This is a genomic window from Rossellomorea sp. RS05, from assembly GCF_039822645.1.
Lineage (GTDB): Bacteria > Bacillota > Bacilli > Bacillales > Bacillaceae_B > Rossellomorea > Rossellomorea marisflavi_B.
In genome coordinates, this window is sequence record NZ_JBDKWY010000006.1 from 84,438 (window position 1) to 106,389 (window position 21,952).

Below are 21,952 nucleotides of genomic sequence, written 5' to 3' on the forward strand. Positions count from 1 at the left end.
CTATACAAAGGGAGTAAAATGGAACGTGGGACATACACGTAGAGACTAAAAGACAGAGTTTCAAAAAAACCTGACATTTACAAAAATAACTATTGTAGTGCAAAGGTAATATGTTAAAATAGTCTATGTGTGTCTAAATTTTTTTTTGGAGTGAGAAGGAATGGACGTAACATTTGGCCAGCAGGCGCTGATCAGCATGCTGATTCACTTGGTGGTGTTCGCAGTTACATTCTGGGCTCTTCAATCAATCCAATTGGATAAGCTCCTTAAAAAAAACAGGGTCGCCCAAGGGAGGCTCTTGTACATCCTACTGACCATTGCCATTGGTTCTGCCGTCAGCAGGTTCTTGTTGGATTACTACCTATGGACCCAGCAGCTGCCGACCCTTTTCGAATAGGGTCAAATCCTTACAAAAAATAGGTCTTCCTGCATGTTCTCAAAGGAACTTGTTTTGAGTAAGATTAATTTTGTGTTTACGCCCTTTGTGAAAAAGTTTCATTATGAAAACGATCACATGACTATAAGAAGACAGATTTGTAAAAAGATGACGATAAGTTGCAAGTATGTTCCTCACCCTGACGGAAAGACTTTTACTAAAGGGGAGGAATAATCGTGCGTAACTTTTACATTTTCGTAATTTTTTTCATTATAATTGGTTTTCTTTATGTCAGTAATGGGAACAACACTATCGAAGCGAAGCGTTTCACCGATATAGAAAAACTTGATCTTGCCGTCGAACGAGCTGGTGGGAAGGTCAATGAATGGTCTCTGTATGCAAGAGAAAACGCATCTAGCTTCACACAAGAAGGGTTTGCCAAACACAGTGAGTTGATTCAGGAGAAATTTTCCGGATTCAAGTGGGTAACAAAAAAATCAAAGGAAGAAACAGTGGTGACGGGACTTCGCAAGACGTCTCATGGAACAGAAACCATTAAGATTTTACATACCCTCACAAACGGGCAATCACAATCGTATACTATGTATGAGCTGCGCGGAAGTCAGACCACTTGGGGAGAGAGCGCCAAGGCATATATCAAAAGTGAATATATCCCAAACATGGATGAAATTTTCACGGATAAACCCTTGATATTCTCTTGTATTAAAGGCAAATTCAGTGATACGCTTGAGGAAGTTTTGTCGAATCAAGCCGTCGAAATGATGGACACATTGGACGCAAACGAATTGGAATCCTTAAAAGAGGAAGAGTTTCATTCAATTTCAGCCTACTCGGAACAATTGTCACGGACCATTCAAACCAAACAGCATCAAGATATGAACATTCAACTTGGTTTACGGAAAAGTGGAATGGGCGCTGAGACAACCTTTGTCATTGGCACACCCATCCTGATTATTGAATATTAATATAGAGAAATTGGACGCGGAGGGGAATACTCTTGGAAAAAATTATCGTCCGCGGCGGTCAGCGTTTAAGCGGTACAGTGCAAGTTGAAGGAGCAAAGAATGCCGTTTTACCAGTCATCGCTGCTACATTATTAGCAAGTGAAGGAAAAAGCATCATCAAAAACGTACCACCACTCTCCGATGTATATACGATCAATGAAGTTATACGTCATTTAAATACAGATGTAGAATTCGCGAACGGTGAAGTAACCGTCAATGCGTCAAGGGAGTTATTTGTAGAGGCGCCTTTTGAATATGTACGTAAAATGCGTGCATCCGTCCTAGTGATGGGTTCACTTCTTGGACGTACAGGTAAAGCCCGTGTAGCCCTTCCTGGTGGATGTGCAATCGGTTCAAGACCAATTGATCAGCATCTTAAAGGATTCGAAGCAATGGGTGCAAAAGTGAAAGTCGGTAACGGCTTCATCGAAGCTGAAGTTGACGGTCGCTTGCATGGTGCCAAAGTCTATCTCGACTTCCCAAGCGTAGGTGCCACTGAGAACATCATGATGGCTGCCGTTCTTGCAGAAGGAACAACAATCCTTGAAAATGTTGCAAAAGAACCGGAAATCGTGGACCTTGCGAACTTCCTGAACAAAATGGGAGGAAACGTAGTAGGTGCCGGAACCGGAACAATCCGCATCGAGGGTGTCGATCGCCTTTATGGAGTGGAGCACAGCATCATCCCGGACCGTATTGAAGCCGGAACATTCATGGTAGCTGCTGCCATTACTAAAGGTGATGTTCTTGTAAAAGGTGCAATCCCTGAACATTTGTCTTCTCTTATTGCCAAAATGGAGGAGATGGGCGTCAAGATCATCGATGAAGGGGAAGGTGTTCGTGTCATCGGTCCGGATTCATTGAAATCCGTCGACATCAAAACGATGCCACACCCTGGATTCCCGACAGACATGCAATCCCAAATGATGGCATTGCTCCTTGCAGCAGATGGAACAAGCGTCATCACGGAAACGGTATTTGAAAACCGCTTCATGCACGCGGAAGAATTCCGCCGCATGGGCGCCGAAATCAAAATCGAAGGCCGTTCTGTCATCATGGATGGACCAACTGCCCTTCAAGGTGCAGAAGTTGCTGCAACCGATCTTCGAGCAGCCGCAGCCCTATCCATCGCAGGACTCGTAGCAGACGGCTACACAAGAGTCACGGAACTAAAACACCTTGACCGTGGCTATGTCAACTTCCACCAAAAGCTCGCAGCTCTAGGTGCAGACATCGAACGCGTCAACGAAGCCGACGAAACACCAGCAACAGAAGAAACCATGATCAAAGACGCATAAGCGTATCCAATAAAACGGACCTCCTTACAACAGGAGGTCCGTTTTTATTTGTGTACGGGATAAAATCCACTTAGAAGTCAAAGATTTGGTGAAAAAATAGTGGTCGTGGCATCTAAAATACAAATATCAGATGTACGCGAACCTTCCTCCTCACCGATGATTTATGGGGTTTGATCTTGATTACTTATGCAATCATTAAGGTTTACATAGAACATGCTACAAATTCAGTGACCTTCAAAATAAGGACGATCACTTATAAAGAAAGCTAGCATCCATATAACCAAAAGTGAAGAGCAGCGGAGGGAGGCCGACTCCTGCGGGAAAAGAGGGAAGGTTGAGACCCTGGAGGCGCAGCCGAAGCGGCTCAACTCCCTCCCCGCCGGAAAGCGGCCACCCGCAGCGGAACGAAACGTCCCCTTCAGAATTCACAAAAGCCTAAAGAAATCGGGAGTGACTTAGCCCATCCCTATATGAAGTAAGCAATATCATTTACATCAAAGAAACACTACGAAAATAGGATCTAGATTCTTACTATATGTGTAGGAACTAGTAAGGGTAGGATCTATATACCACCAAAAGTGAAGTGAAGCGGAGGCCACCCGACTCCTATGGGAAAAGCGGGCAAGGTGAGACCCTGCAGGCAACGCCGAAGCGGCTCACCGCACACCCCATGGAAAGCGGGTGGCCGCAGCGAAACGGAACATCCCAATTAGAAACAACCCACCCCCACTTATAAAATGAACACCAATCAATCCAACAAAATCATTCATAAAAGCCTGTCCACTCCCATACATTTGAAAAGAGGAGAAACGCACCACCATCTCCTATTTCACTTTATATGGAGGCAGCGCACATGAAGCAATGGAAACCCGTACTACTCACCTTCTCACTCTTTATCATCATCATCATCACGATTCCCGCCCTGCTGGTACTCCCCTTCTCATCAGGAAAAGAAACAGCCAACCTGGACGAAGCCAAAGCCAAACAAACCGCCAACAAAGACATGGACCAATCCATGCAGGTAGCCGTCTATCGTTCAAACGACGACCTCATCGAAAAACTGCCCCTCGAGCAGTACGTTGTGGGAGTCGTAGCTGGTGAAATGCCTGCCGACTTTGAACCTGAAGCCTTGAAGGCCCAGGCGCTGGCTGCCAGAACGTATATTGTGAATCAGCTTCTTGTAGATGACTCCAACGTCCCTAAAGGTGCCGATGTGACCGATACCGTCGCACATCAGGTATACAAGAATGAAAAAGAGCTCGCCAAGCTATGGGGCGCGGACTATGAATGGAAAATCAAAAAAATCAAAGATGCCGTACACGGGACGATGGGCAAAGTCCTGACGTACAATGATAAACCGATCACAGCTGCCTTTTTCTCGACAAGCAACGGCTACACAGAGAACTCAGAATCCTATTGGGAGAATGAGCTTCCTTACCTGAGGAGTGTCGAGAGCCCTTGGGATTCCAAATCCCCGAAATTTGAAGATCAAGTCGTCATCAAGACAAGCGACTTTCAAAAGAAACTGGGGGTCACCTTGCCGAAGGATGGAAGCGTAGGTACGATCACCGGCCGCACAGAAGGGAAACGGGTTGCCAACGTGGAGATCGACGGCAAGAAGTTTACCGGGCGGGAAATACGGGATAAGCTGAATCTGAAATCGTCCGACTTCACCTGGTCGCTGAAGGGCGATCATATCGTCATTTCAACGAAAGGCTTCGGTCATGGCGTCGGCATGAGTCAATACGGTGCTAACGGAATGGCGGAAGAAGGAAAGGACTATAAGCAGATCGTCCAGCACTATTATAAGGACGTGAAGATCACCCAGGCAGATACGTTGTTGAAAAAAGTCACCGCACAGCGCTGAAAAAGCGCCAGGTCCACTTTCCGGACCTGGCGCTTCTTCGTTTACGCTGTAAAATACTTCTCAACTGATTTCAACCAACGGCCCAGTGGACGTTCCGGTGAGCGGAAGTAGGTGTGATTGACGAGCCAATAGAGGATGGTCACGCCGATGAGATCCTTGGCAGCGTCGATCATGGTGGCAGAACGGGCCGGCACAAAGGCCTGATGGATTTCATCCGTGAAGCCATAGAAAATGGCAATCAGGGCGGCGACGGTATTGACAGCATAAGTGAGTTTTCCATGAGCAAGAAGGGCAAGGACAAATAGAGCATAAAGGATCCCGAACTCGATCAGGTGGAGGGATTCCTTGATGAATCGGTCAAGATCCCGCTCCGGGAGGCTTAGGACCTTATCATCGGGATTACTCGAAAGATACCAGATCAAGAGCATATATAAGAAAGGGGCTGCGGTCAGCCCGATTTTCAATACAGATTTCATTCAGACATCGTCCTTTCGTTTCATCCTTTCATTGTAGCACGGGGAGCCCTCCTTTTCTCCCATCAGAATAAAAGTTCAAAGAGATGTAAAAAATCGTGCATAGAACGATTCGTTTTGTCGAAAGATAAGATTTTAAAAATTTTTTCACCTCGTGTATATATTTTCTGAATTCTGTTCAGAATGATTGCTGAGGTGATGAAAATGAGAGAGGAAGAAAAGAAACATACTTCTCCAAAATTTTTGAAAAGGCGCTGGGCCTATCCAGCAATCTACTTGGCAAGTGCAGCAGTCGTGATCACAGGGATTTTGTGGTACCAAGCATCGAATGATGTGAACGAGAAAGCAAAGGATTACAGCTATGATGGAGTTCCTACCGAAAATCAATTTGATCAACCTGCAGAAGAAGTCAACCGTTCACTCGAAAACTTCGTAATGCCAGTCGCCAAGCCGGATGAAACCGTCATTGAGAAAGAATTCTATGATGCTAATGCCACGGCCGAAGAACAGGAAGCAGCGCTCATCGTCCACGGAAATGAGTACTACCCGAACCAAGGGCTCGACATCTCGAAAGAAGGCAAGAACTTCAATGTCCTTGCTGCCATGAGTGGAGAAGTCACAAAGGTTCAGGAAGATGCCCTACTTGGGAACACGATTGAAATCGAGCATTCCAAAGGTGTCGTCACACGTTACCAATCGGTCAAAGATTTCAAGGTTGCTGTTGGTGACACAGTCAAGCAAGGTCAAGAAATTGCCAAAGCAGGCAAGAGCAGTCTGAACGAAGAAGCTGGTGTACACGTACACTTTGAAATCCGCAAAGACAGCTTAGCTGTGAATCCACTTGAGTACTTCAATAAGTCCCTTGCCACCCTTCAAGAAGCTGACTTGGATCAACAAGTATCCACAGAGCAAGCTTCTGAAGACAAAGGTACAGAAGAGAAGAAAGATGCTGCTGAAGAAAAGAAAGAGTCTGAAGGAAACGAAGGACAAGCCAAGCCTAAACAAGGCGCGGAGAAGAAAGAGTCCGATGAGTCCAGCACTACCCCGGACGCAGCTGATACTAAAGACGAAGAATGATCCCATACGGAACCGGCCCATTGCGGCTGGTTCTTTTTTTGCGTCAATAACCTGCGAGGCCATTCGACAGGATGTTAGTTTGGCAGGAAAATAAAACAGACGGTCTTCCGGTTCTGCAGGGCGCCATCTTGCTATTGTAAAAAAACAACGTCATAGGTGATGAGATTTCTGTCGACTTTTTTTCATTGACCCTGTCCAGCACCCTATACATAATGATGAATAAGTATTCAGGGAGGAGAAATCTGTTCATTTAAGAAAACGCTTACATAAGGAGGTGACATCCATTTACTTTTTCATCTTTATAGCGCTCACGGGCTTTTGCATCTTTTTCACCATAAGGAAAAAGAAGGTCTTTTATCTGGCCATCCCATTCGTGGCACTCTTTGCATTTCTGATCATTCAGATCGCCATGGTGCCGGCTCCATTTTTCGAAACGGTGAAGTTCATTTTCAGTTTGAGGTAGTGTGAAAAAAGGGGGGAACGGAATGAAAAAAATCGAAAAGGTGAAAGCCGATCGGTATTTCAGAGAGAAAAACATCTATATGGGTGTGTATCTGGTCATTTGGTTCATCGCGTCATTCGGTGTAGTGCTGATTGCGGAACCACTGTCTTCCTATACGATTGGCGGTTTTCCTTTCCATTACTTCATGGGGGCGCAAGGAGCGGTCGTCACCTTCATCTTACTGCTGTTTGTCAACGCAGTCGTAAGTGACAAAATCGACCGGAAGTACGGAATCGATGCGAAGAAGAATGAAGCACTCAGCTACGGGAAGACACTGGATCATTAAAGAGACAAGAGAAATTGGGATGAAGAAAAAAGACAGAGTGTAGGGGGAAACGGATAGATGGATTCTCAGCTGTTAGTATCGACGATCATCATTTTGGTGACATTTGCCTTATACATTGGTATCGCTGTATACAACAAAGCAAAAGAAACATCGGATTTCTATGTGGCTGGTCGCGGGGTCCCGCCGATCTTCAACGGGATGGCCATCGGTGCTGATTGGATGAGCGCCGCATCATTCATTGGTATGGCTGGAACGGTCATGATTCTCGGGTATGACGGCCTGGCCTATATAATGGGGTGGACAGGGGGATATCTCCTTCTCACGTTCCTTCTGGCTCCTCAGCTCCGGAAATACGGACGTTACACCGTTCCGGAATTCATCGGAGATAGATTCAACAGCCATCCGGCACGGATCACGGCGGCGATCTGTACCATCATCATCAGCTTCACCTATTCTATCGGACAGCTTTCCGGGTCGGGGGTCGTCATCGGTCGGTTATTCGAAATCGATGCGAAGATCGGGACGATGATCGGGGTCGTGCTCATTGCATTCTACGCGGCCTTTGGGGGAATGAAGGGAATCACCTGGACGCAGGTGGCGCAATACCTTGTTCTGATCATTGCCTATCTGATCCCTGTCATTTTCATGTCCCTGCAACTGACAGGAAATCCGGCTCCTTGGCTGTCGTACGGGAGGGTCGTCGAGGAGATCGGTGAACTGGACCGGCAACTCGGTGTGTCAGAGTATTTTGCACCTTTCACGAACGGATCAAAATGGCAGTTCATCGCCCTTATGTTCACCCTCATGGCGGGAACCGCAGGGCTTCCACATGTTATTGTCCGGTTCTATACGGTCTCCACGATGAAGGCAGCTCGCTGGTCTGGGGCATGGGCGCTTCTCTTTATCGGGATCCTGTATTTATCAGCACCTGCCTATGCAGCATTCTCGAGGTTCATCCTCATGACGAAAGTAGCCGGAAGTAAGATCAGTGAGCTCCCTGCATGGACAAAGTCGTGGGTCGATACAGGGAAGCTTCAAGTGGCGGATACGAATGGTGACGGCATCCTTCAGTGGCAGGAGATCATCATCTCCAATGATATTGTCGTCATGGCGACTCCGGAGATTGCCAACCTGGGTGTATTCGTCATCGGTCTTGTGGCAGCGGGAGCCATGGCAGCGGCCCTCTCCACTGCAGGCGGACTTCTCATCGCCATCTCGTCTTCCTTTGCCCATGACATTTACTATAGGGTCATGAAACCGGGGGCATCAGATGCAAATCGCTTGGCCGTGGCCCGTTGGACGATTGTGGTTGCCACGCTCCTTGCAGGTCTCGTGGCACTGAATCCACCTGGTGTCATCACCCAGATTGTCGCATGGGCATTTGCCCTTGCGTCGGGAACATTCTTCCCTGCACTCCTGCTCGGGGTCTGGTGGAAGCGCTCCAACGCCCACGGAGTAGTGACAGGCATGCTTGTCGGCCTGGGAGTCACCTTGCTCTATATCTTTCTCGCGAGGGAGGGCTATACGATCTTGGGGATCATTGACACGGGTGCCGGCGTCTTCGGGGCCACTGCAGCGATCATTGCCAATATCACCGTTTCACTCCTCACCCCTGCGCCGTCTCAGAAACTTCAGGATGAAGTGGAGAACCTCAGGTATCCAGAGCAGATGACCTATAAGGACGGAGAGGTATGGATCGATGAAGATGTAGATTTTAAAGGATGAAGAGAGAACGCTCCTGATTTCAAGGGGCGTTTTCGACTTATTTCTCAGGAAATAGATCAAAGAATGTCGTATGGTCCGAATGGTATTCTGAAAATTCAAACGTTATCTTGTCCTTATTCGGTAAAGTGTGCATATATGGGGACAAATGCTAATAAAATGAAACAAACCTATCAATACAGAGAGTGTTTGAGGTGAGGAATCGTCCATATCCCATAGCGAATCAGTCACATATATGTTTATACGTTGTAAACCACGGGCCATAACGGCAACGTAACTTATACTAATCACTCATGCGAAGCGAGTCTCATTTCACACTTCTCACATCCAATTTGGGGAGGTCGAGTGGTGTGCACGATTACATCAAAGAGAGAACAATCAAGATTGGCAAGTATATCGTGGAGACAAAGAAAACCGTTCGCGTCATTGCGAAGGAGTTTGGCGTGTCCAAAAGTACGGTCCACAAAGATTTAACGGAACGGCTGCCTGAAATCAATCCGGAGCTTGCAAACGAAGTAAAGACAATACTGGATTATCATAAATCGATCCGACACTTAAGAGGAGGAGAAGCCACGAAGCAAAAATATAGGAAAGAAGAACTCCACAGCTGAAACCGATGCGCCACGCCCGCAGGAAGAAGGGCGGATGGCGTATTTTTACGTTTACAGCAGCGAGGTGGAGGGTCCTCAAATGAATGGAAAGAGGTTGAATTCGAGTCATTCAGCCTGCTCCGAAAGGCAATAGAAGGCGATTTAAATAAAATTCATTTTTTTGACAAACAACTCCTGCTTTCGACACGTTTATGGTAATATAATTAATTAGGTGAAGATTTTACCTTAACGTTAAAACGTAACTACATAGGAAATAAACCATAGATCAATTGAATGAGAAGAAGGGAGTCACAATAAATGTTCGCGAAAGATATCGGTATCGATTTAGGTACAGCAAATGTATTGATTCATGTAAAGGGGAAGGGGATCGTCCTTAACGAGCCTTCCGTCGTCGCGTTGGACAAGAATACGAATAAAGTATTGGCAGTAGGAGAAGAGGCGCGCCGCATGGTTGGCCGGACGCCTGGGAATATTGTCGCGATCCGCCCGCTTAAAGATGGGGTCATAGCAGACTTCGATGTAACAGAAGCGATGCTGAAGCATTTCATCAATAAGCTGAACGTGAAAGGATTCATGTCGAAGCCGCGCATCTTGATCTGCTGCCCGACAAACATCACGAGCGTCGAACAAAAAGCCATCAAGGAAGCAGCCGAGAAGAGTGGCGGCAAGAAGATCTACCTTGAAGAAGAGCCTAAAGTCGCAGCCATCGGAGCAGGCATGGACATTTTCAACCCGACCGGGAATATGGTCGTGGATATCGGAGGGGGAACCACGGATGTAGCGGTCCTTTCCATGGGCGATATCGTCACAAGTCAGTCGATCAAGATGGCAGGGGATAAATTCGATTATGAAATCCTGAATTACATCAAACGCGAGTACAAGCTCCTCATCGGTGAACGTACAGCGGAAGACATCAAGATCAAGATCGGTACGGTCTTCTCCGAAAATCGCGAAGGCGAGATGAATGAGATGGACATCCGCGGACGTGACATGGTATCAGGTCTTCCACGTACCCTTACCGTGACGGCAAAAGAAATTGAAGGGGCCCTTCGTGAATCAGTCGCTGTCATCGTCCAGGCAGCCAAGAACGTCCTGGAGAAGACTCCGCCAGAACTATCAGCGGATATCATCGACCGTGGTGTGATCCTGACAGGAGGGGGAGCGCTTCTTCACGGTATGGACACGCTTCTTGCGGAAGAATTGAAAGTACCTGTACTCGTAGCTGAGAACCCGATGGACTGTGTAGCGGTCGGAACGGGTCTGATGCTTGAGAATATCGATAAAATTTCACGCCGTAAAATCGGCTGATCGACTGAAATAGTCGGGTGAGGTTCCGATGTAAGAGAAGAGACAAAAAGAAATGAGGTGGACGTTATGTTCCGAGGATTCTATACGGTGGCATCCGGCATGCTGTCACAGCAGCGGAAAACCGAAATGCTGACCAATAATATCTCCAATGCCAACACGCCGGGCTATAAAGCGGACACGGCTGCGATGCGGGCTTTCCCTGAAATGCTCATGCAACGCATGGACTCGACGACCGTCCCGACCGACAATCGACTGTCCCTTCCTCTTCACCGGAGTATCGGGAGCTTGAATACGGGTGTCTATATGCAGGAAACCATCCCGACCTTTACCCAAGGTGACCTGCAGGAAACGGGCAATGCCACGGATATCGCCTTGATTACGGGAACCCTTCCAGATGAGGGGGGAGCCGTCCTGTTCACCGTTGAAGGAGATGGCGGGGAAGAGCGATACACAAGAAATGGGAATTTCACAGTCAACGGCAACGGATTCCTCACTACCAATAGCGGGCACTATGTCCTTGATGGGAACGGGGAGCGGATCCAGCTTGATTCCGACGAATTCAGCCTTGGCGACAATGGGGAGATTCTGGTGAACGGAGCACAGGAGTCTTCACTTGGCATCGCCTACACAGGAAATGCACAAGACCTGGTGAAAGAAGGGGACGGTCTTTTCTCTTCTGAAACAGCTCTGACCCCTGCTCAGGCAGGCACCTTCACCATGGTCCAGGGTCAGCTTGAACGATCGAACGTCGATGCGTCCAGGAGCATGACTGATATGCTTTCTTCTTACCGTGCGTTCGAAGCGAATCAGAAGGTCCTTCAGGCCTATGATCGCAGCATGGACAAAGCGGCGAATGAAATCGGGCGTGTGAATGGGTAGTAAAAGATTGTCAATGAAATTCGACAGGAGTTACCTTATAATAAAGGGGACAAAATCATGAACCGGATGATGGTGACAGCCACAAACACACTTGGTCAGCTTCAAAAGCAGATGGACTTGATCGGGAACAACCTATCGAATGCCGATACCACCGGCTACAAAAAGAGGGAAGCTACGTTTTCCGATCTACTGGTCCAACAGGTGAACAACCAGCGCGTGGACCGCTTTGAAGGCGGCAGGCTCACTCCTCTTGGCGTCAGGGAAGGAAGCGGGGCACGACTATCCAAAACTGCTTTGAACCTCACACAGGGCACCCTGAAGGCTACGGGGAGGTCCCTGGACTTTGCCCTGAAGGATGAGCGTCAGTTCTTCAAAGTGGATGATGGAACCGATGTACGCTATACGAGAGACGGTGCCTTCTACTCCACTCCCATGGAAAATGGCCGGTCCATGCTCGTGAATGCTTCGGGATTCCCGATCCTGGATGAGAATGATGATCCGATCACGTTCTCGGATGAAGCTTCCACCTTCGAGCTTGGCGATAATGGCGTGCTGAGCATCATAGGGCCAGAGGGGACCGAGAACGTAGACCTCGGCATTGTGACGATCGCCCGTCCCCAGTTCCTCGAACAACTCGGCGGTAATCTGATCGGACTCAGGACCGATCTAGGTGTGACCCGGAACGAAGTCTTGACGAATCTGATCGGTGCCGGGCGAACGGGCATTTCCATCAGCCAAGAGTCCCTGGAAGCATCGAACGTGGATATGGGCAAGGAGATGACGGACCTGCTGAATGTCCAGCGTTCCTATCAGTTCCAGACACGATCCATCACCATGGCCGATCAGATGATGGGATTGGTCAACGGTATACGCTAAAGGAGTTTTGAACAGATGAGCGAAAAAGAACTGTTGCAGGAGCAACCAACTGAAGAAACGAAGACAGCCGAGGAACAGGCTGCACCCAGATGGGTACGGGTACGCCTTTTCCCGATCTGGCTCCGCGTCCTTTTATTCCTCGTGCTGTTCGCCGGGTTTCTTGCCCTTGGAGCCGTTTTTGGATATGCCGTCATCGGTGACGGAAAAGCCTCTGATGTGTTCAAAGCCGAAACATGGCAGCATATTGCAGACATTGTGAAAAAAGCAAAATAACGAAAAGGCCTCTGAAGCTCAAGGCCTTTTCTTCGTTCTATTCCATTCTCCCCTTCAATTCTGTACAATAAAGGGGACATACCACTGTAGGAGGACCACTCATGTTAGATATCAATGAAATCAAAGACATCATCCCGCATCGCTATCCTTTTCTTCTTGTGGATCGCATCCTCGAAGTAGAAGAAGGGAAAAGCGCGATCGGCATCAAGAACGTCACAGCCAATGAAGAATTCTTCAACGGTCACTTCCCGGACTACCCGGTCATGCCGGGCGTGCTCATCGTCGAGGCCCTTGCTCAGGTAGGAGCTGTTGCCATGCTGAAGAAGGAAGACAACAGAGGAAGACTTGCTTTCTTTACCGGAATTGATAAGTGCCGCTTCAAGCGTCAGGTGAAACCAGGGGATCAGCTCAGACTTGAAGTCGAAATGGTCCGCTTCAAAGGTGCCATCGGAAAAGGGAAGGGCGTTGCCACCGTTGACGGGGAAGTAGCCTGCGAACTTGAGATGATGTTTGCCCTTGGAGAAAAAAGCGAATAAAGCAAAAAGCCGATCCGCATATGGATCGGCTTTTTTCATGGGAAGGGATCAATGGACGGGGCGCGCATGGATGATGTAGCGCTGATCGGTACTGGAGAGGTACTCGAAGGGATAACAGGTTGATAATGTCAGCATCTCTTCCCCCGCTGGCTCCATCACTGACAGATCGTCCTGATCCACGATCACACTGTCTGTGATCCGATAGGTGAACGTCCCTTCAGCTAGGCGGATCTCCAGTACATCTCCCGGCTTCAGTTCACCCATCCGTGTGAATACTGTATCACGGTGGCCTGCAAGGAAAATCCGTTCTCCTTCGCCTGGAAGTGCAGTAGAGGGCACATGACCGACCCCCTTCTCCAAATCATCCTCATCAGCCCCGGTCACGATGGGTACCTCCCTGTCAAGAGCCGGGATGCGCAGAATCCCGATAGCTTCCCCGTTCTCCCGATCCTCTGAGGGAGTCCCGGCACCCGCACTGATGGCCTTTTGGGCGGAAGCCATTGATTCATCACGAGCGTGCTTCTGCTCCTGAATGCCGAAGAGGGAGGCACCCACATACACAAGGCCTGTACAAATCAGTAAAATCCCAATGACTGAGATCCATTTATTCATCGCCATCCTTTGAGAAACCCAAGGAAATCCTTCTTTGTAAGTCCGCCTTCAATCGCCTGCTTGAGCGGGGCGATCCACTCTGCGAGCTCCTCATCTCCTTCCAAAAGTACTGCATCCAACGAAACGTCGAGGGCACTGCTCAGCTTCTGGATGATTTCCAAGGAAGGGTTTTGCTGCAAGCCCCTCTCGATTGAACTGATATATGATTTGGAAACCGATGATCGCTGGGATAGTTCGTTGATGGTTATGTTTTTCTTCTCACGAATTTCCTTTAATCTGCTTCCTAGCATAGGTCGCTCTCCTTTTTGATTGAGTGATTTCATTATAATGAACAGAATTTCTTTTATAAAGTACAAAACATTCAGAAAACGAGAGGCGGAATGAGGATAAGGGAGAAACGGATGGAATATATATCCTAAATCGCTTCATATGATGTTTTGAGAGGTTTCCTTTAAACCGTATACTAAAGATAGGTGTTCATTAAAACGAACAATATGTTTGATAGAGATTACATTTGAGATATAAAGGAATGAACATGATGAAGCATCGGATGCTCTCTTATATTCTTTTTCCCCTCCTGTTCGGTTTCTTTTCTCTCTCGACGGCTCATGGGGAAGGTCCAGGGATGACGATTGAGCCTAACGGACCCTATCTGTTCGATATCAAGAATGCCAAACCCGGAGATTGGGTCGAACGTTCGCTTACCGTCCATAACGAAGGCGATGAAGACCTTGCTTACACTCTTACTGTGAGAAATCTATCGGAGACGGATATTCTATACAACGAATTGGATATGACGCTGCTTCATGGCAACACCATCCTGTTCGATGGGAAATTGAAGGATGCATCTTCCTTCAAAGCAAGGGAGCTTGCGAAGGGCTCAGGAGATGAACTGCTCCTCATCGTTAAAATGCCCTATGAGCTTGGCAACGAGTTCCAGGGAACCGTGGCACGATTCGAGATCCAGGTTCAGGCCTCCTCCTTATTCGCTCCTGACAAGGGAGTGAAGGATGTTGAGGGGACGAACGGTGGGCAGGTGATCCCTGCGGGAGGCGGCCCCTCACCGACAGGTTTCCTGCCGAACACGGGAACGGATCTTTATCGCTGGCTGTTGATCGGCGGCCTCCTTATGACGACGGGGATCATCGTCCTAGCATGTAACGTCCTGATGAAACGAAAATCTGAAAGTGCGGGGTGAAGGGAATGTTCAAAAAAGATTGCAGCCGATGTATGCGTCCATCTTTCAGCAGTGCCGAGAGCGGGGAGTGGATCTGTCCAGCGTGCGGATATGACCTCACGGCACTTCCGGTCAAACCTCCTGTAAGTTTCAGGGAGATTTCTCAGACCGCTGATTCGACAAGGAAAAACAATAGAATCAAGAATTTTCTGAATAGTGTGTAATAATTGGTTATTATGATGGAATTTAGGGTAAAGAATTTTTACTGAGCCGACAAAATCCAACATCTTCTTCCGCAGATGAGGATTATAATGGAATTAAATCCACAGTCAGGTAATCAGATAAAGGCAAACCTGCTGAAAGGCAGGGACGCAAAGTCACAGGTCTAAGGTTGGACATATGCGCAATGATTCCCGTCAGCAGGAGCGTATCGAACACTAGGATGGCTGGATTGCCTGAAATACAGTCATGTATTTTGGGAGGAGATTAAATGGGCAATCGTGAATTGGATCAAGAATGGGTAGAGTTGATGAAAGAGGCAAAAACAGCCGGGATAACGCTGAGGGAGGTCAAGGAATTTCTTGAAGAACCACAAACAGAGCGTTCGCATAAAAAGTATGAGAGCATCGGATCAGTCCTCTGAAGAGTCCTTCCGATGGAAAAAGTCTTGAGAATAGATGATTCTCAAGACTTTATTTTTGTCCAAGCTTCCATTTATTGAATTCGATGAATTCCCGAAATTGATCTTTGGTGATACCGGAATCCATGGCTTCTTCGGTGATTTTCATCCATTCATAGTCCAGTGGTGTTTCTTCCGGAGCATCATGGAGAAGGGCATCCATGGAAATTCCTAGTGCTGCCGATACTTTTTCAAGGAATTGAACGGACGGATTCTGTTGAAGGTTTCGCTCAATGGAGCTTAGATAGGACTTGGCGACGCCTGCCCGGTCAGCCAGCTCCGTCATGGACATCTTTTTTTCCGTACGGTATTTCTTTACTCGTTCTCCGATCAATGAGCTCACCTGCCTGAGGATTTTCGTTCTCGTTGTTATTAGTATAGCAAAATACAGAGAAAGGCTCTATTTGTTTTTACATAATTGTGTATGTTTATCAAGTACCGGCCTTTGAGCTGGCAGGAATCCTCGGTTTTTCCACCATTTTATCTCTGAATGCCTGCAACAGTTCTTCCCCAGACATCCCTTTTTGAATCAAGTCGTCCAACAGGAGTTCGGCGTATTCATTCTTCTGCTTTTTCAGCTTTCCTTCAAACATGATGCTGATATTTGCACCGAGCTCTTTGATGCATCGGATCGACGTCATGAAGGCGGCAGGATCGTTCCCTTTGTGGGAGATCACCACCTGGATCTCAAGGTCCTTGCTTTTTTGTTGGGCCTTTTGGAAGAATTCAATATGATCATTGGTCAGGAGGGTTTCTACGAGCCATGTCTTCTTGCCATCTTCTTTATTGATGATCAGTCCATCCACGATATCAACATCCACGAGTTCGTCGTTTTGAACTACCTGCAGTGAAACCACCTTGAATGTTTTCATCACCGAACCTCCTTAAGGGTTTTTAAAAATTATATCATATGAAGAGGCACACCCCTAGCTCAATTCGCCAACGAGAAAAATCACGCTAGAGGTGAATTTTGCATTTTTAAGGTGGATTTCACCGGTAAAAAGGAAGTTTCCCTAGGAGAAACTCCTGTTATTCTCTTTCATGCCCCTATGAATTTGATGAATTGACGATTTTACAAGTGTGCAGGGAGGGGCTATGATGATAACAATTTCAGAAGAAAGGAGTTAAAAAAAGTGATCAATCAAGTGACGCTTGTTGGCAGGCTGACGAAGGACCCCGAGTCCAGGAAAACCCTTGAAGGAAAATCGGTCCTCAATGTGACTGTGGCCGTGAACCGGCAATTCAAGAATCAGCAGGGGCAGATCGATACGGATTTTGTCCTCTGCACGCTGTGGAACAGGGCGGCGGATAACACGGAAAAATACTGCCGGAAGGGGTCCGTCATCGGAGTGACTGGAAGGATCCAGACGAGATCCTACGAAAATGAAACGGGAAAGCGTACGTATGTGACGGAAGTGGTAGCCGAGAACGTCCGTTTCCTCGACAGCAAGCCTCCCGAAGAAACGAGGAAGGAAGCGATCGAGATCCCATTTTGATGAAGAGGAGAAGAAGGTATGAAAGAGCTGGAAACACGAATCGATCGCTTGGAGCAATTGAACGAAGACCTCATCAAGAAAGTGGCCCGCACCAATGTAGAGAACTTTTATCTATCCCAACGAATTACCGCCCTTGAACAGGGTTATGAATATGCAGGCCCTTCCTTGATCCCCTCATCCTAAGAATCCCTAAGACTTTTACGTACCACCAACCTATACGCTTGAACCTCGCACCACCAACCTCTGTAAAGCTTCTTATATAGAATCAATGAACCCCTCAATTTCTCCTACTATTGACCGGTCTTCCACGAAGACCGGATTTTTTATGCGCAAAACTGGCCATCCGGTGTTTCCAGATGGCCTGATGTTATTCCAATACGAGCAGGGATTGGAGATCCTGGTCGGATAGCTCCGTGACCCACTGGTCGCTGCGGATGATTTCATCGTTGAGCGCTTGCTTTTTCGTAAGCATGGCATCGATCTTTTCTTCGAGGGTTCCGGAAGCGACGAGTTTGTGGACGTGGACGAATCGTTTTTGCCCGATCCGGTAAGCCCTGTCTGTCGCCTGATTCTCGACTGCCGGGTTCCACCAGCGGTCATAATGGACCACATGGTTGGCGGCGGTCAGGTTCAACCCGGTGCCTCCTGCTTTCAACGAGAGAAGGAAGACGGGAAATTCCCCGTTCTGGAAGCGATCGACGAGTTCGTCCCGTTTGGCTTTCGCCATGCTGCCATTAAGGAAAGGCGCGTCGACATTAAATTCTTCTTTCATCATGTCCTGAATCATTTCCCCCATGGAGAGATACTGGGTGAAGATAAGGCATGCTTCTCCTGAATCGAGTGCCGTTTCCACGATGCTCCTCAACTTCTGCATCTTCTCCGAACGGCTCAGGATCGACTTGGGATCCGGCTCCTTCAGATAGAGGGCAGGGTGGTTGCACAATTGTTTGAGTTGATTGAGCATCTGCAGGATCAATCCTTTGCGCTCGAAGCCGCTCAGGGTTTCGACTTTGGCCAGGGTATCCTTAACGAGCTGCTCATATAGGGCCGCCTGTTCAGCCGTGAGGGCGCAGTATTCCTTCTGCTCGAGTTTTTCAGGGAGATTGAGCTCGACCTCTGGATCCTTCTTCGTCCGTCTCAGGAGGAATGGTTTGATCTTGGCTTGGAGGGCTTTGACCCTTTCTTCGTCTTCATCCTTTTCAATCGGGGCAATATAGTGCTTCTGATAATAGGTGAATCCACCAAGATACCCCTGATTGAGGAAGTCGAAGATCGCCCACAGCTCCGACAGGCGGTTCTCCATCGGCGTGCCGGTCAGGGCGATATGATGATTCCCTTTAAGCTTCCGGATGGCACGGGATTGTTTCGTGTTGGAGTTCTTGATGTTCTGGGCTTCATCCAGTGAGATGGAGCTCCAAGTCACCTCTGACAGCTCCTCGAAATCCAGATGGGACAATCCGTACGAGGTGAGGAGCACATCAACTCCTTCGATGGTCTTTTGAAACTCTTCGCCTTTTGCCCGGACTTGCCCGTAATGGAGTCGTACATTCAAGGATGGGGCGAATTTCTCCAGTTCTCGCTGCCAGTTCCCAAGGACCGATGTTGGGGCAATGATCAAGGCAGGGGAATCTGCCTTTTCATGCTCCTTCACATGAAGGAGATAGGTGATGAGCTGTACGGTCTTTCCGAGTCCCATATCGTCGGCAAGACAGGCACCGAACCCGAACTTCCTCAGAAATAGCATCCAGCTCATCCCGAGCTCCTGGTAAGGCCGGAGCTCACCGATGAAGTCATCGGGCGTAGGCGTGATCGGGATGGTGGATACGTTCGTCAGCTGATGGATCATCTTCTTCATGGAACGGTTCAGTTCAAGCTGGATGCGGGCATACTTTGTCCCGTCTTCATCTTCCCCTTCTTCGGTCATGCCGCCTTCCCCGTCATCAGGGACAAGCTCCTGCTCGAGCATATCCTGAATCGAGATTCCTTCTTCCTTTGCTTTGGTCATCATCTGCTGGATGCGCCTGATCATGGCGGGATCGAGCTTCATCCACTGTCCGCGGATCTTGACGAGGCGGCGCTGGTCTTCCACGAGCTGGTTGAAATCCTCTTCAGACAGATTGACCCCGTTCATGGACAGACGCCAGTCGAAGTCGAGCATGGCATTCAGTCCCACGAAGGACGGACGATAGGTCGTATCAGTATTCTTCAATTTTGCTTTCACGAGTACCTGTGCATCCTTCATCGCTTCCCACCACGACGGAAGGAGGATCTCGATATTCAGATCGATGAGCTTCTCACTGAGGATCGAAAGGAAGTCCCAGGCATCGTGTTCACCGAGGCTCTTGCGGAGCTTCCCGTCTTCATCCTTCAAGATCGGGAGCATATTCCCCCAGCGCTCCTGTTCGGCGCTGACTTCCTTCAGATGAGGCTTCCAAGTGGCGGGTACCGTATCCTCCAACAGGGAAATCACGCGGCTGGTCCGCTTTTTGTCCCGTAGGATCGTTTCGAGCTCCCATGTGTCTTCTTCATCCAGTGGCTCTGTGATGCGGAGACCGATGGTGAAGGGGAGATCCTGTTCTTCGCCGCTGACCCACTCGCTCCATCGTTGCTCGTCGAAATAGGCGGCAAGCTCTTCAGGCGTCAGGGTGCTTTCCTTCAGCTTCCGGATCCGCTTCATGGCACCCGACCCTCCGGCGTTCATGGCGTCCTGTAGGGAGGTTTGGAACCACCCATCCGTCAGTTCCTTCACGTTCCTGCCATCTGGTAGGGTTTCGTCCCAGAATTCGCTGTTGAAATTATCCCAGACTTCATCGGGAACGTGGAACTGGAGCCCCTGCTCCTGCCATTCATCGAAGCGGGGAAGCCATTTTCCCGCTTCGATTGCTCCGAGGAGGACCGGTGCGACAGCAAGATAGGCTTGCCCGGATTCATTCCAGTCCCAGCTTACAAGGGAGCTGAATCGTTCACCTGCCAATAAGGTGAGGAAATCCCAGTGCCCTGCAGATACACTCATCCCATCTTCTTCGATGAGGGTCCCGTAGTAGCTCTCTTCATGCCAGAGGAAAAGCTGGCTCTTCCATTCAACAGGGTGAATCCATTCCCCGTTTTCATTCTGTGCGGTCAGCACAAAGCGTTCGCCATATTCAGATGGTTCAACATTAATCTTGACGGAAGACAATTTAAGCATCGATTAACTTACCCTTTCTGCATTCTTCTTGGAAAGCCCGGAGGCGTTTGAATCTATCTAGGATATAGGACAGGAATTGGTCCCACTTATCCGTCTGCTTCAGCTTCCGGTAGATGGTCCGGATTTTTTTCATGTAGCGGACCGCCTGCCTGTAGCTATCACGGTTCTTCTGCTCGATTGCGTTCATGACCCCGCTGAAATAAAGGGGGAGGGCGAGTTCCGGTTGTTCCTTCGTGAGATCCTTCAGTCCCATCCCTTCCATTTCAGGAATGCTGTAGTTCATATAACGCTGCAGCTCCACCCATTCCTTGTACTCCTTTACATTGATCAGATATTCATTGTAATGGAAGAAGCTGTACGGAAGCATGGCAAGGAGAAGTTCCTTGACGAGCAGCGGATCTTTTTCCGTGAGCCAGTCCATGGGCATGATGCGGATGAACCAGCGGACGAAACGGGACGCTTCGAACTGATCGAGGTATCCGACATGTTCCGGGAGTCGCTCAAGGAGGTGCCTGACAAGGAAAAGTCCCGCTTCGTACCGTCTGCCGGTGAAGAACTTGCGCAGCCAGAATTCAGAGAACGAAACCAGTTCACTTCCTAGTCCCTTTGCCACTCTATCGGCTTTGTCGAATTCTTCAAGCATCAGATAGTGGTGCAGGAGGGCAAGGTGACCGAACGTTTCAAGGTCTTCACCCGACTCAGAGATCCGTTTGATTTCCTCCTGTCTCCAAGCCTTCTGTTTAAAGAGGAAGTACCAGAGGAAACGATACACTTCGGCCTTGATCAAGGTGCTGTTTTTGGTGGAGTCACTGAGCCACACGGTTTTTTCCTTCAAGAAAGCAATATATGGATCGAAGCTGAACGGCATGGCATGCACAGACATCTTCTCCAATGCATCCTCCATTTCACCAAGGAGATAATCATACATGCTGTATTGCTCCGTACCGGCCTTCACGCCTTTTTCCTGAAGGAAGCGGTCGAGATGGATCGTCAGGTAGAGCGTGGCATACAGCTTGTAAAGGGGCTTCCATTCACGCTCGAAGGGTGACTCCTTCATGAAACGCTTCATGATATTCTGTACGAGCACATCCATGATATAAGGCTGCCTCTGCAGAAGCTCAAAGTCATCCGGCTTCAGGAGGGTATGGAAGTAATCCCACCACTCCTCAGGGGTGTTTCCCCGTGTTTTCCGCTCTTTGAGCAGGTCGCTCGCTTTCTTCAAGCCCCCGTGCTTCTTCATCAGGTCTTCAAGTCCGCCGGCTGTATCGGGTTTTCCGCTCCGCCAGTTGCCGACCCACTCGCTGACGCTGCCCGTCTTATTCAATAAGAACAAAAATACGGCCAGCTGATGGCGGCAGAACACGTCCTGAGGGCAAGAACAGGAAGAGATGAGGGGGAAGGTGAAGTTCAGCTCCACGGAGACAGGCGTCACATCCTGGACCTGGGCCATCACTTCTTCATCGCGCACCTTCACCTGTGAGACCGAATTCTGCCTGAAGAGCATGAGCCCTTTGGAAACGATATTGCGGTCCGCTTCACGTTTAGGGTCAAGTACTTCCTCGAGGGATTCGCTCACGTGATAAAGTTGTTCCTTCAGTTCCTCAATACGAATCGACATCAGCTAACCTCTCCAATCTATAAAATCGCATTCTTTTATTATAACGCAAATCGGGTGCGAAGAGGAGGGAAGAG

The 21,952-nt window shown here is 48.6% G+C and carries 24 protein-coding genes and 1 riboswitch; of the genes, 17 read left to right on the forward strand and 7 right to left on the reverse strand.

Translation table 11 applies throughout. From position 1 onward, the window contains the following. Nucleotides 1-160: 160 nt before the first annotated feature. From ABJ225_RS15455 to spoIID, 4 genes are all read left to right on the forward strand, one after another. Complete coding sequence (locus tag ABJ225_RS15455; RefSeq protein ID WP_053429624.1) at nt 161-397, forward strand: DUF1146 family protein; 237 nt, start codon at nt 161-163, stop codon at nt 395-397. 215 nt (nt 398-612) lie between these two features. Further along, nucleotides 613-1,362 (forward strand): YwmB family TATA-box binding protein, encoded by a 750-nt coding sequence (locus tag ABJ225_RS15460; protein ID WP_056539138.1) that lies wholly within the window; start codon nt 613-615, stop codon nt 1,360-1,362. Nucleotides 1,363-1,394: 32 nt separating this feature from the next. After that, nucleotides 1,395-2,699 (forward strand): UDP-N-acetylglucosamine 1-carboxyvinyltransferase, encoded by a 1,305-nt coding sequence (murA, locus tag ABJ225_RS15465; RefSeq protein ID WP_048004875.1) that lies wholly within the window; start codon nt 1,395-1,397, stop codon nt 2,697-2,699. An 853-nt stretch (nt 2,700-3,552) separates the two neighbouring features. After that, complete coding sequence (spoIID, locus tag ABJ225_RS15470) at nt 3,553-4,566, forward strand: stage II sporulation protein D (RefSeq protein ID WP_347320990.1); 1,014 nt, start codon at nt 3,553-3,555, stop codon at nt 4,564-4,566. 41 nt (nt 4,567-4,607) lie between these two features. Here spoIID and ABJ225_RS15475 read toward each other — a convergent pair whose 3' ends face one another. Next, nucleotides 4,608-5,042, reverse strand: coding sequence for a VanZ family protein (locus ABJ225_RS15475; protein ID WP_056539133.1), 435 nt, complete (start codon nt 5,040-5,042; stop codon nt 4,608-4,610). A 240-nt stretch (nt 5,043-5,282) separates the two neighbouring features. Between ABJ225_RS15475 and spoIIQ the strand changes: the two genes are divergently transcribed. From spoIIQ to fabZ, 9 genes are all read left to right on the forward strand, one after another. Next, nucleotides 5,283-6,116, forward strand: a complete 834-nt coding sequence (gene spoIIQ, locus ABJ225_RS15480; RefSeq protein WP_238283147.1) for a stage II sporulation protein SpoIIQ — start codon at nt 5,283-5,285, stop codon at nt 6,114-6,116. Nucleotides 6,117-6,601: 485 nt separating this feature from the next. After that, nucleotides 6,602-6,904 carry a DUF4212 domain-containing protein gene (locus ABJ225_RS15485; protein ID WP_053429619.1) on the forward strand — a complete coding sequence of 101 codons (303 nt, stop codon included), beginning with the start codon at nt 6,602-6,604 and terminating at the stop codon, nt 6,902-6,904. A 57-nt stretch (nt 6,905-6,961) separates the two neighbouring features. Further along, the gene (locus ABJ225_RS15490) at nt 6,962-8,629 is read left to right on the forward strand and encodes a sodium:solute symporter family protein (protein WP_148985700.1); all 1,668 of its coding nucleotides are present in this window, start codon (nt 6,962-6,964) and stop codon (nt 8,627-8,629) included. Between the two features lie 347 nt (nt 8,630-8,976). Then, entirely contained in the window at nt 8,977-9,237 is a 261-nt protein-coding gene (gene spoIIID, locus ABJ225_RS15495; protein WP_048004881.1) for a sporulation transcriptional regulator SpoIIID, read from the forward strand. 297 nt (nt 9,238-9,534) lie between these two features. Beyond that, nucleotides 9,535-10,545, forward strand: a complete 1,011-nt coding sequence (mreB, locus tag ABJ225_RS15500) for a rod shape-determining protein (RefSeq protein ID WP_053429617.1) — start codon at nt 9,535-9,537, stop codon at nt 10,543-10,545. A gap of 66 nt (nt 10,546-10,611) precedes the next feature. Beyond that, a complete protein-coding gene (locus tag ABJ225_RS15505) occupies nt 10,612-11,424 on the forward strand; it encodes a flagellar hook-basal body protein (protein ID WP_238283143.1) in 813 nt (270 codons plus the stop codon). A gap of 57 nt (nt 11,425-11,481) precedes the next feature. Next, the gene (locus tag ABJ225_RS15510; protein WP_347320991.1) at nt 11,482-12,300 is read left to right on the forward strand and encodes a flagellar hook-basal body protein; all 819 of its coding nucleotides are present in this window, start codon (nt 11,482-11,484) and stop codon (nt 12,298-12,300) included. A gap of 15 nt (nt 12,301-12,315) precedes the next feature. Beyond that, nucleotides 12,316-12,573 (forward strand): DNA-directed RNA polymerase subunit beta, encoded by a 258-nt coding sequence (locus tag ABJ225_RS15515; RefSeq protein ID WP_048004884.1) that lies wholly within the window; start codon nt 12,316-12,318, stop codon nt 12,571-12,573. A 101-nt stretch (nt 12,574-12,674) separates the two neighbouring features. Beyond that, nucleotides 12,675-13,109, forward strand: coding sequence for a 3-hydroxyacyl-ACP dehydratase FabZ (fabZ, locus tag ABJ225_RS15520; RefSeq protein ID WP_053429614.1), 435 nt, complete (start codon nt 12,675-12,677; stop codon nt 13,107-13,109). 48 nt (nt 13,110-13,157) lie between these two features. Here the strand turns inward: fabZ and ABJ225_RS15525 are convergent, their stop codons facing one another. Further along, nucleotides 13,158-13,727 (reverse strand): class D sortase, encoded by a 570-nt coding sequence (locus ABJ225_RS15525; RefSeq protein ID WP_347320992.1) that lies wholly within the window; start codon nt 13,725-13,727, stop codon nt 13,158-13,160. Beyond that, entirely contained in the window at nt 13,718-14,011 is a 294-nt protein-coding gene (locus ABJ225_RS15530) for a helix-turn-helix domain-containing protein (RefSeq protein WP_347320993.1), read from the reverse strand. Before ABJ225_RS15530 ends, ABJ225_RS15525 begins: the two co-directional genes overlap by 10 nt. 248 nt (nt 14,012-14,259) lie before the next feature. Between ABJ225_RS15530 and ABJ225_RS15535 the strand changes: the two genes are divergently transcribed. Both ABJ225_RS15535 and ABJ225_RS15540 read left to right on the forward strand, forming a co-directional pair. Continuing rightward, a complete protein-coding gene (locus tag ABJ225_RS15535) occupies nt 14,260-14,919 on the forward strand; it encodes an LPXTG cell wall anchor domain-containing protein (RefSeq protein ID WP_056539117.1) in 660 nt (219 codons plus the stop codon). A gap of 315 nt (nt 14,920-15,234) precedes the next feature. Then, nucleotides 15,235-15,357, forward strand: a riboswitch (cyclic di-GMP riboswitch). A 31-nt stretch (nt 15,358-15,388) separates the two neighbouring features. Next, nucleotides 15,389-15,541 (forward strand): anti-repressor SinI family protein, encoded by a 153-nt coding sequence (locus tag ABJ225_RS15540; protein ID WP_082347059.1) that lies wholly within the window; start codon nt 15,389-15,391, stop codon nt 15,539-15,541. 49 nt (nt 15,542-15,590) lie between these two features. Here ABJ225_RS15540 and ABJ225_RS15545 read toward each other — a convergent pair whose 3' ends face one another. Next, nucleotides 15,591-15,911 carry a helix-turn-helix domain-containing protein gene (locus ABJ225_RS15545; protein WP_053429610.1) on the reverse strand — a complete coding sequence of 107 codons (321 nt, stop codon included), beginning with the start codon at nt 15,909-15,911 and terminating at the stop codon, nt 15,591-15,593. Nucleotides 15,912-16,008: 97 nt separating this feature from the next. Next, the gene (locus tag ABJ225_RS15550; protein WP_347320994.1) at nt 16,009-16,449 is read right to left on the reverse strand and encodes a YwpF-like family protein; all 441 of its coding nucleotides are present in this window, start codon (nt 16,447-16,449) and stop codon (nt 16,009-16,011) included. A 261-nt stretch (nt 16,450-16,710) separates the two neighbouring features. Here ABJ225_RS15550 and ABJ225_RS15555 point away from each other — a divergent pair, with 261 nt between their 5' ends. After that, nucleotides 16,711-17,073 carry a single-stranded DNA-binding protein gene (locus ABJ225_RS15555; protein WP_048004891.1) on the forward strand — a complete coding sequence of 121 codons (363 nt, stop codon included), beginning with the start codon at nt 16,711-16,713 and terminating at the stop codon, nt 17,071-17,073. A gap of 18 nt (nt 17,074-17,091) precedes the next feature. Further along, the gene (locus ABJ225_RS15560; RefSeq protein WP_156450683.1) at nt 17,092-17,256 is read left to right on the forward strand and encodes a hypothetical protein; all 165 of its coding nucleotides are present in this window, start codon (nt 17,092-17,094) and stop codon (nt 17,254-17,256) included. Between the two features lie 184 nt (nt 17,257-17,440). Here the strand turns inward: ABJ225_RS15560 and ABJ225_RS15565 are convergent, their stop codons facing one another. Both ABJ225_RS15565 and ABJ225_RS15570 read right to left on the reverse strand, forming a co-directional pair. Further along, nucleotides 17,441-20,260, reverse strand: coding sequence for a DEAD/DEAH box helicase (locus ABJ225_RS15565; protein WP_347320995.1), 2,820 nt, complete (start codon nt 20,258-20,260; stop codon nt 17,441-17,443). Beyond that, entirely contained in the window at nt 20,253-21,878 is a 1,626-nt protein-coding gene (locus ABJ225_RS15570; protein WP_347320996.1) for an SWIM zinc finger family protein, read from the reverse strand. The genes ABJ225_RS15565 and ABJ225_RS15570 overlap by 8 nt, the downstream gene beginning before the upstream one ends. Nucleotides 21,879-21,952: the final 74 nt, after the last annotated feature.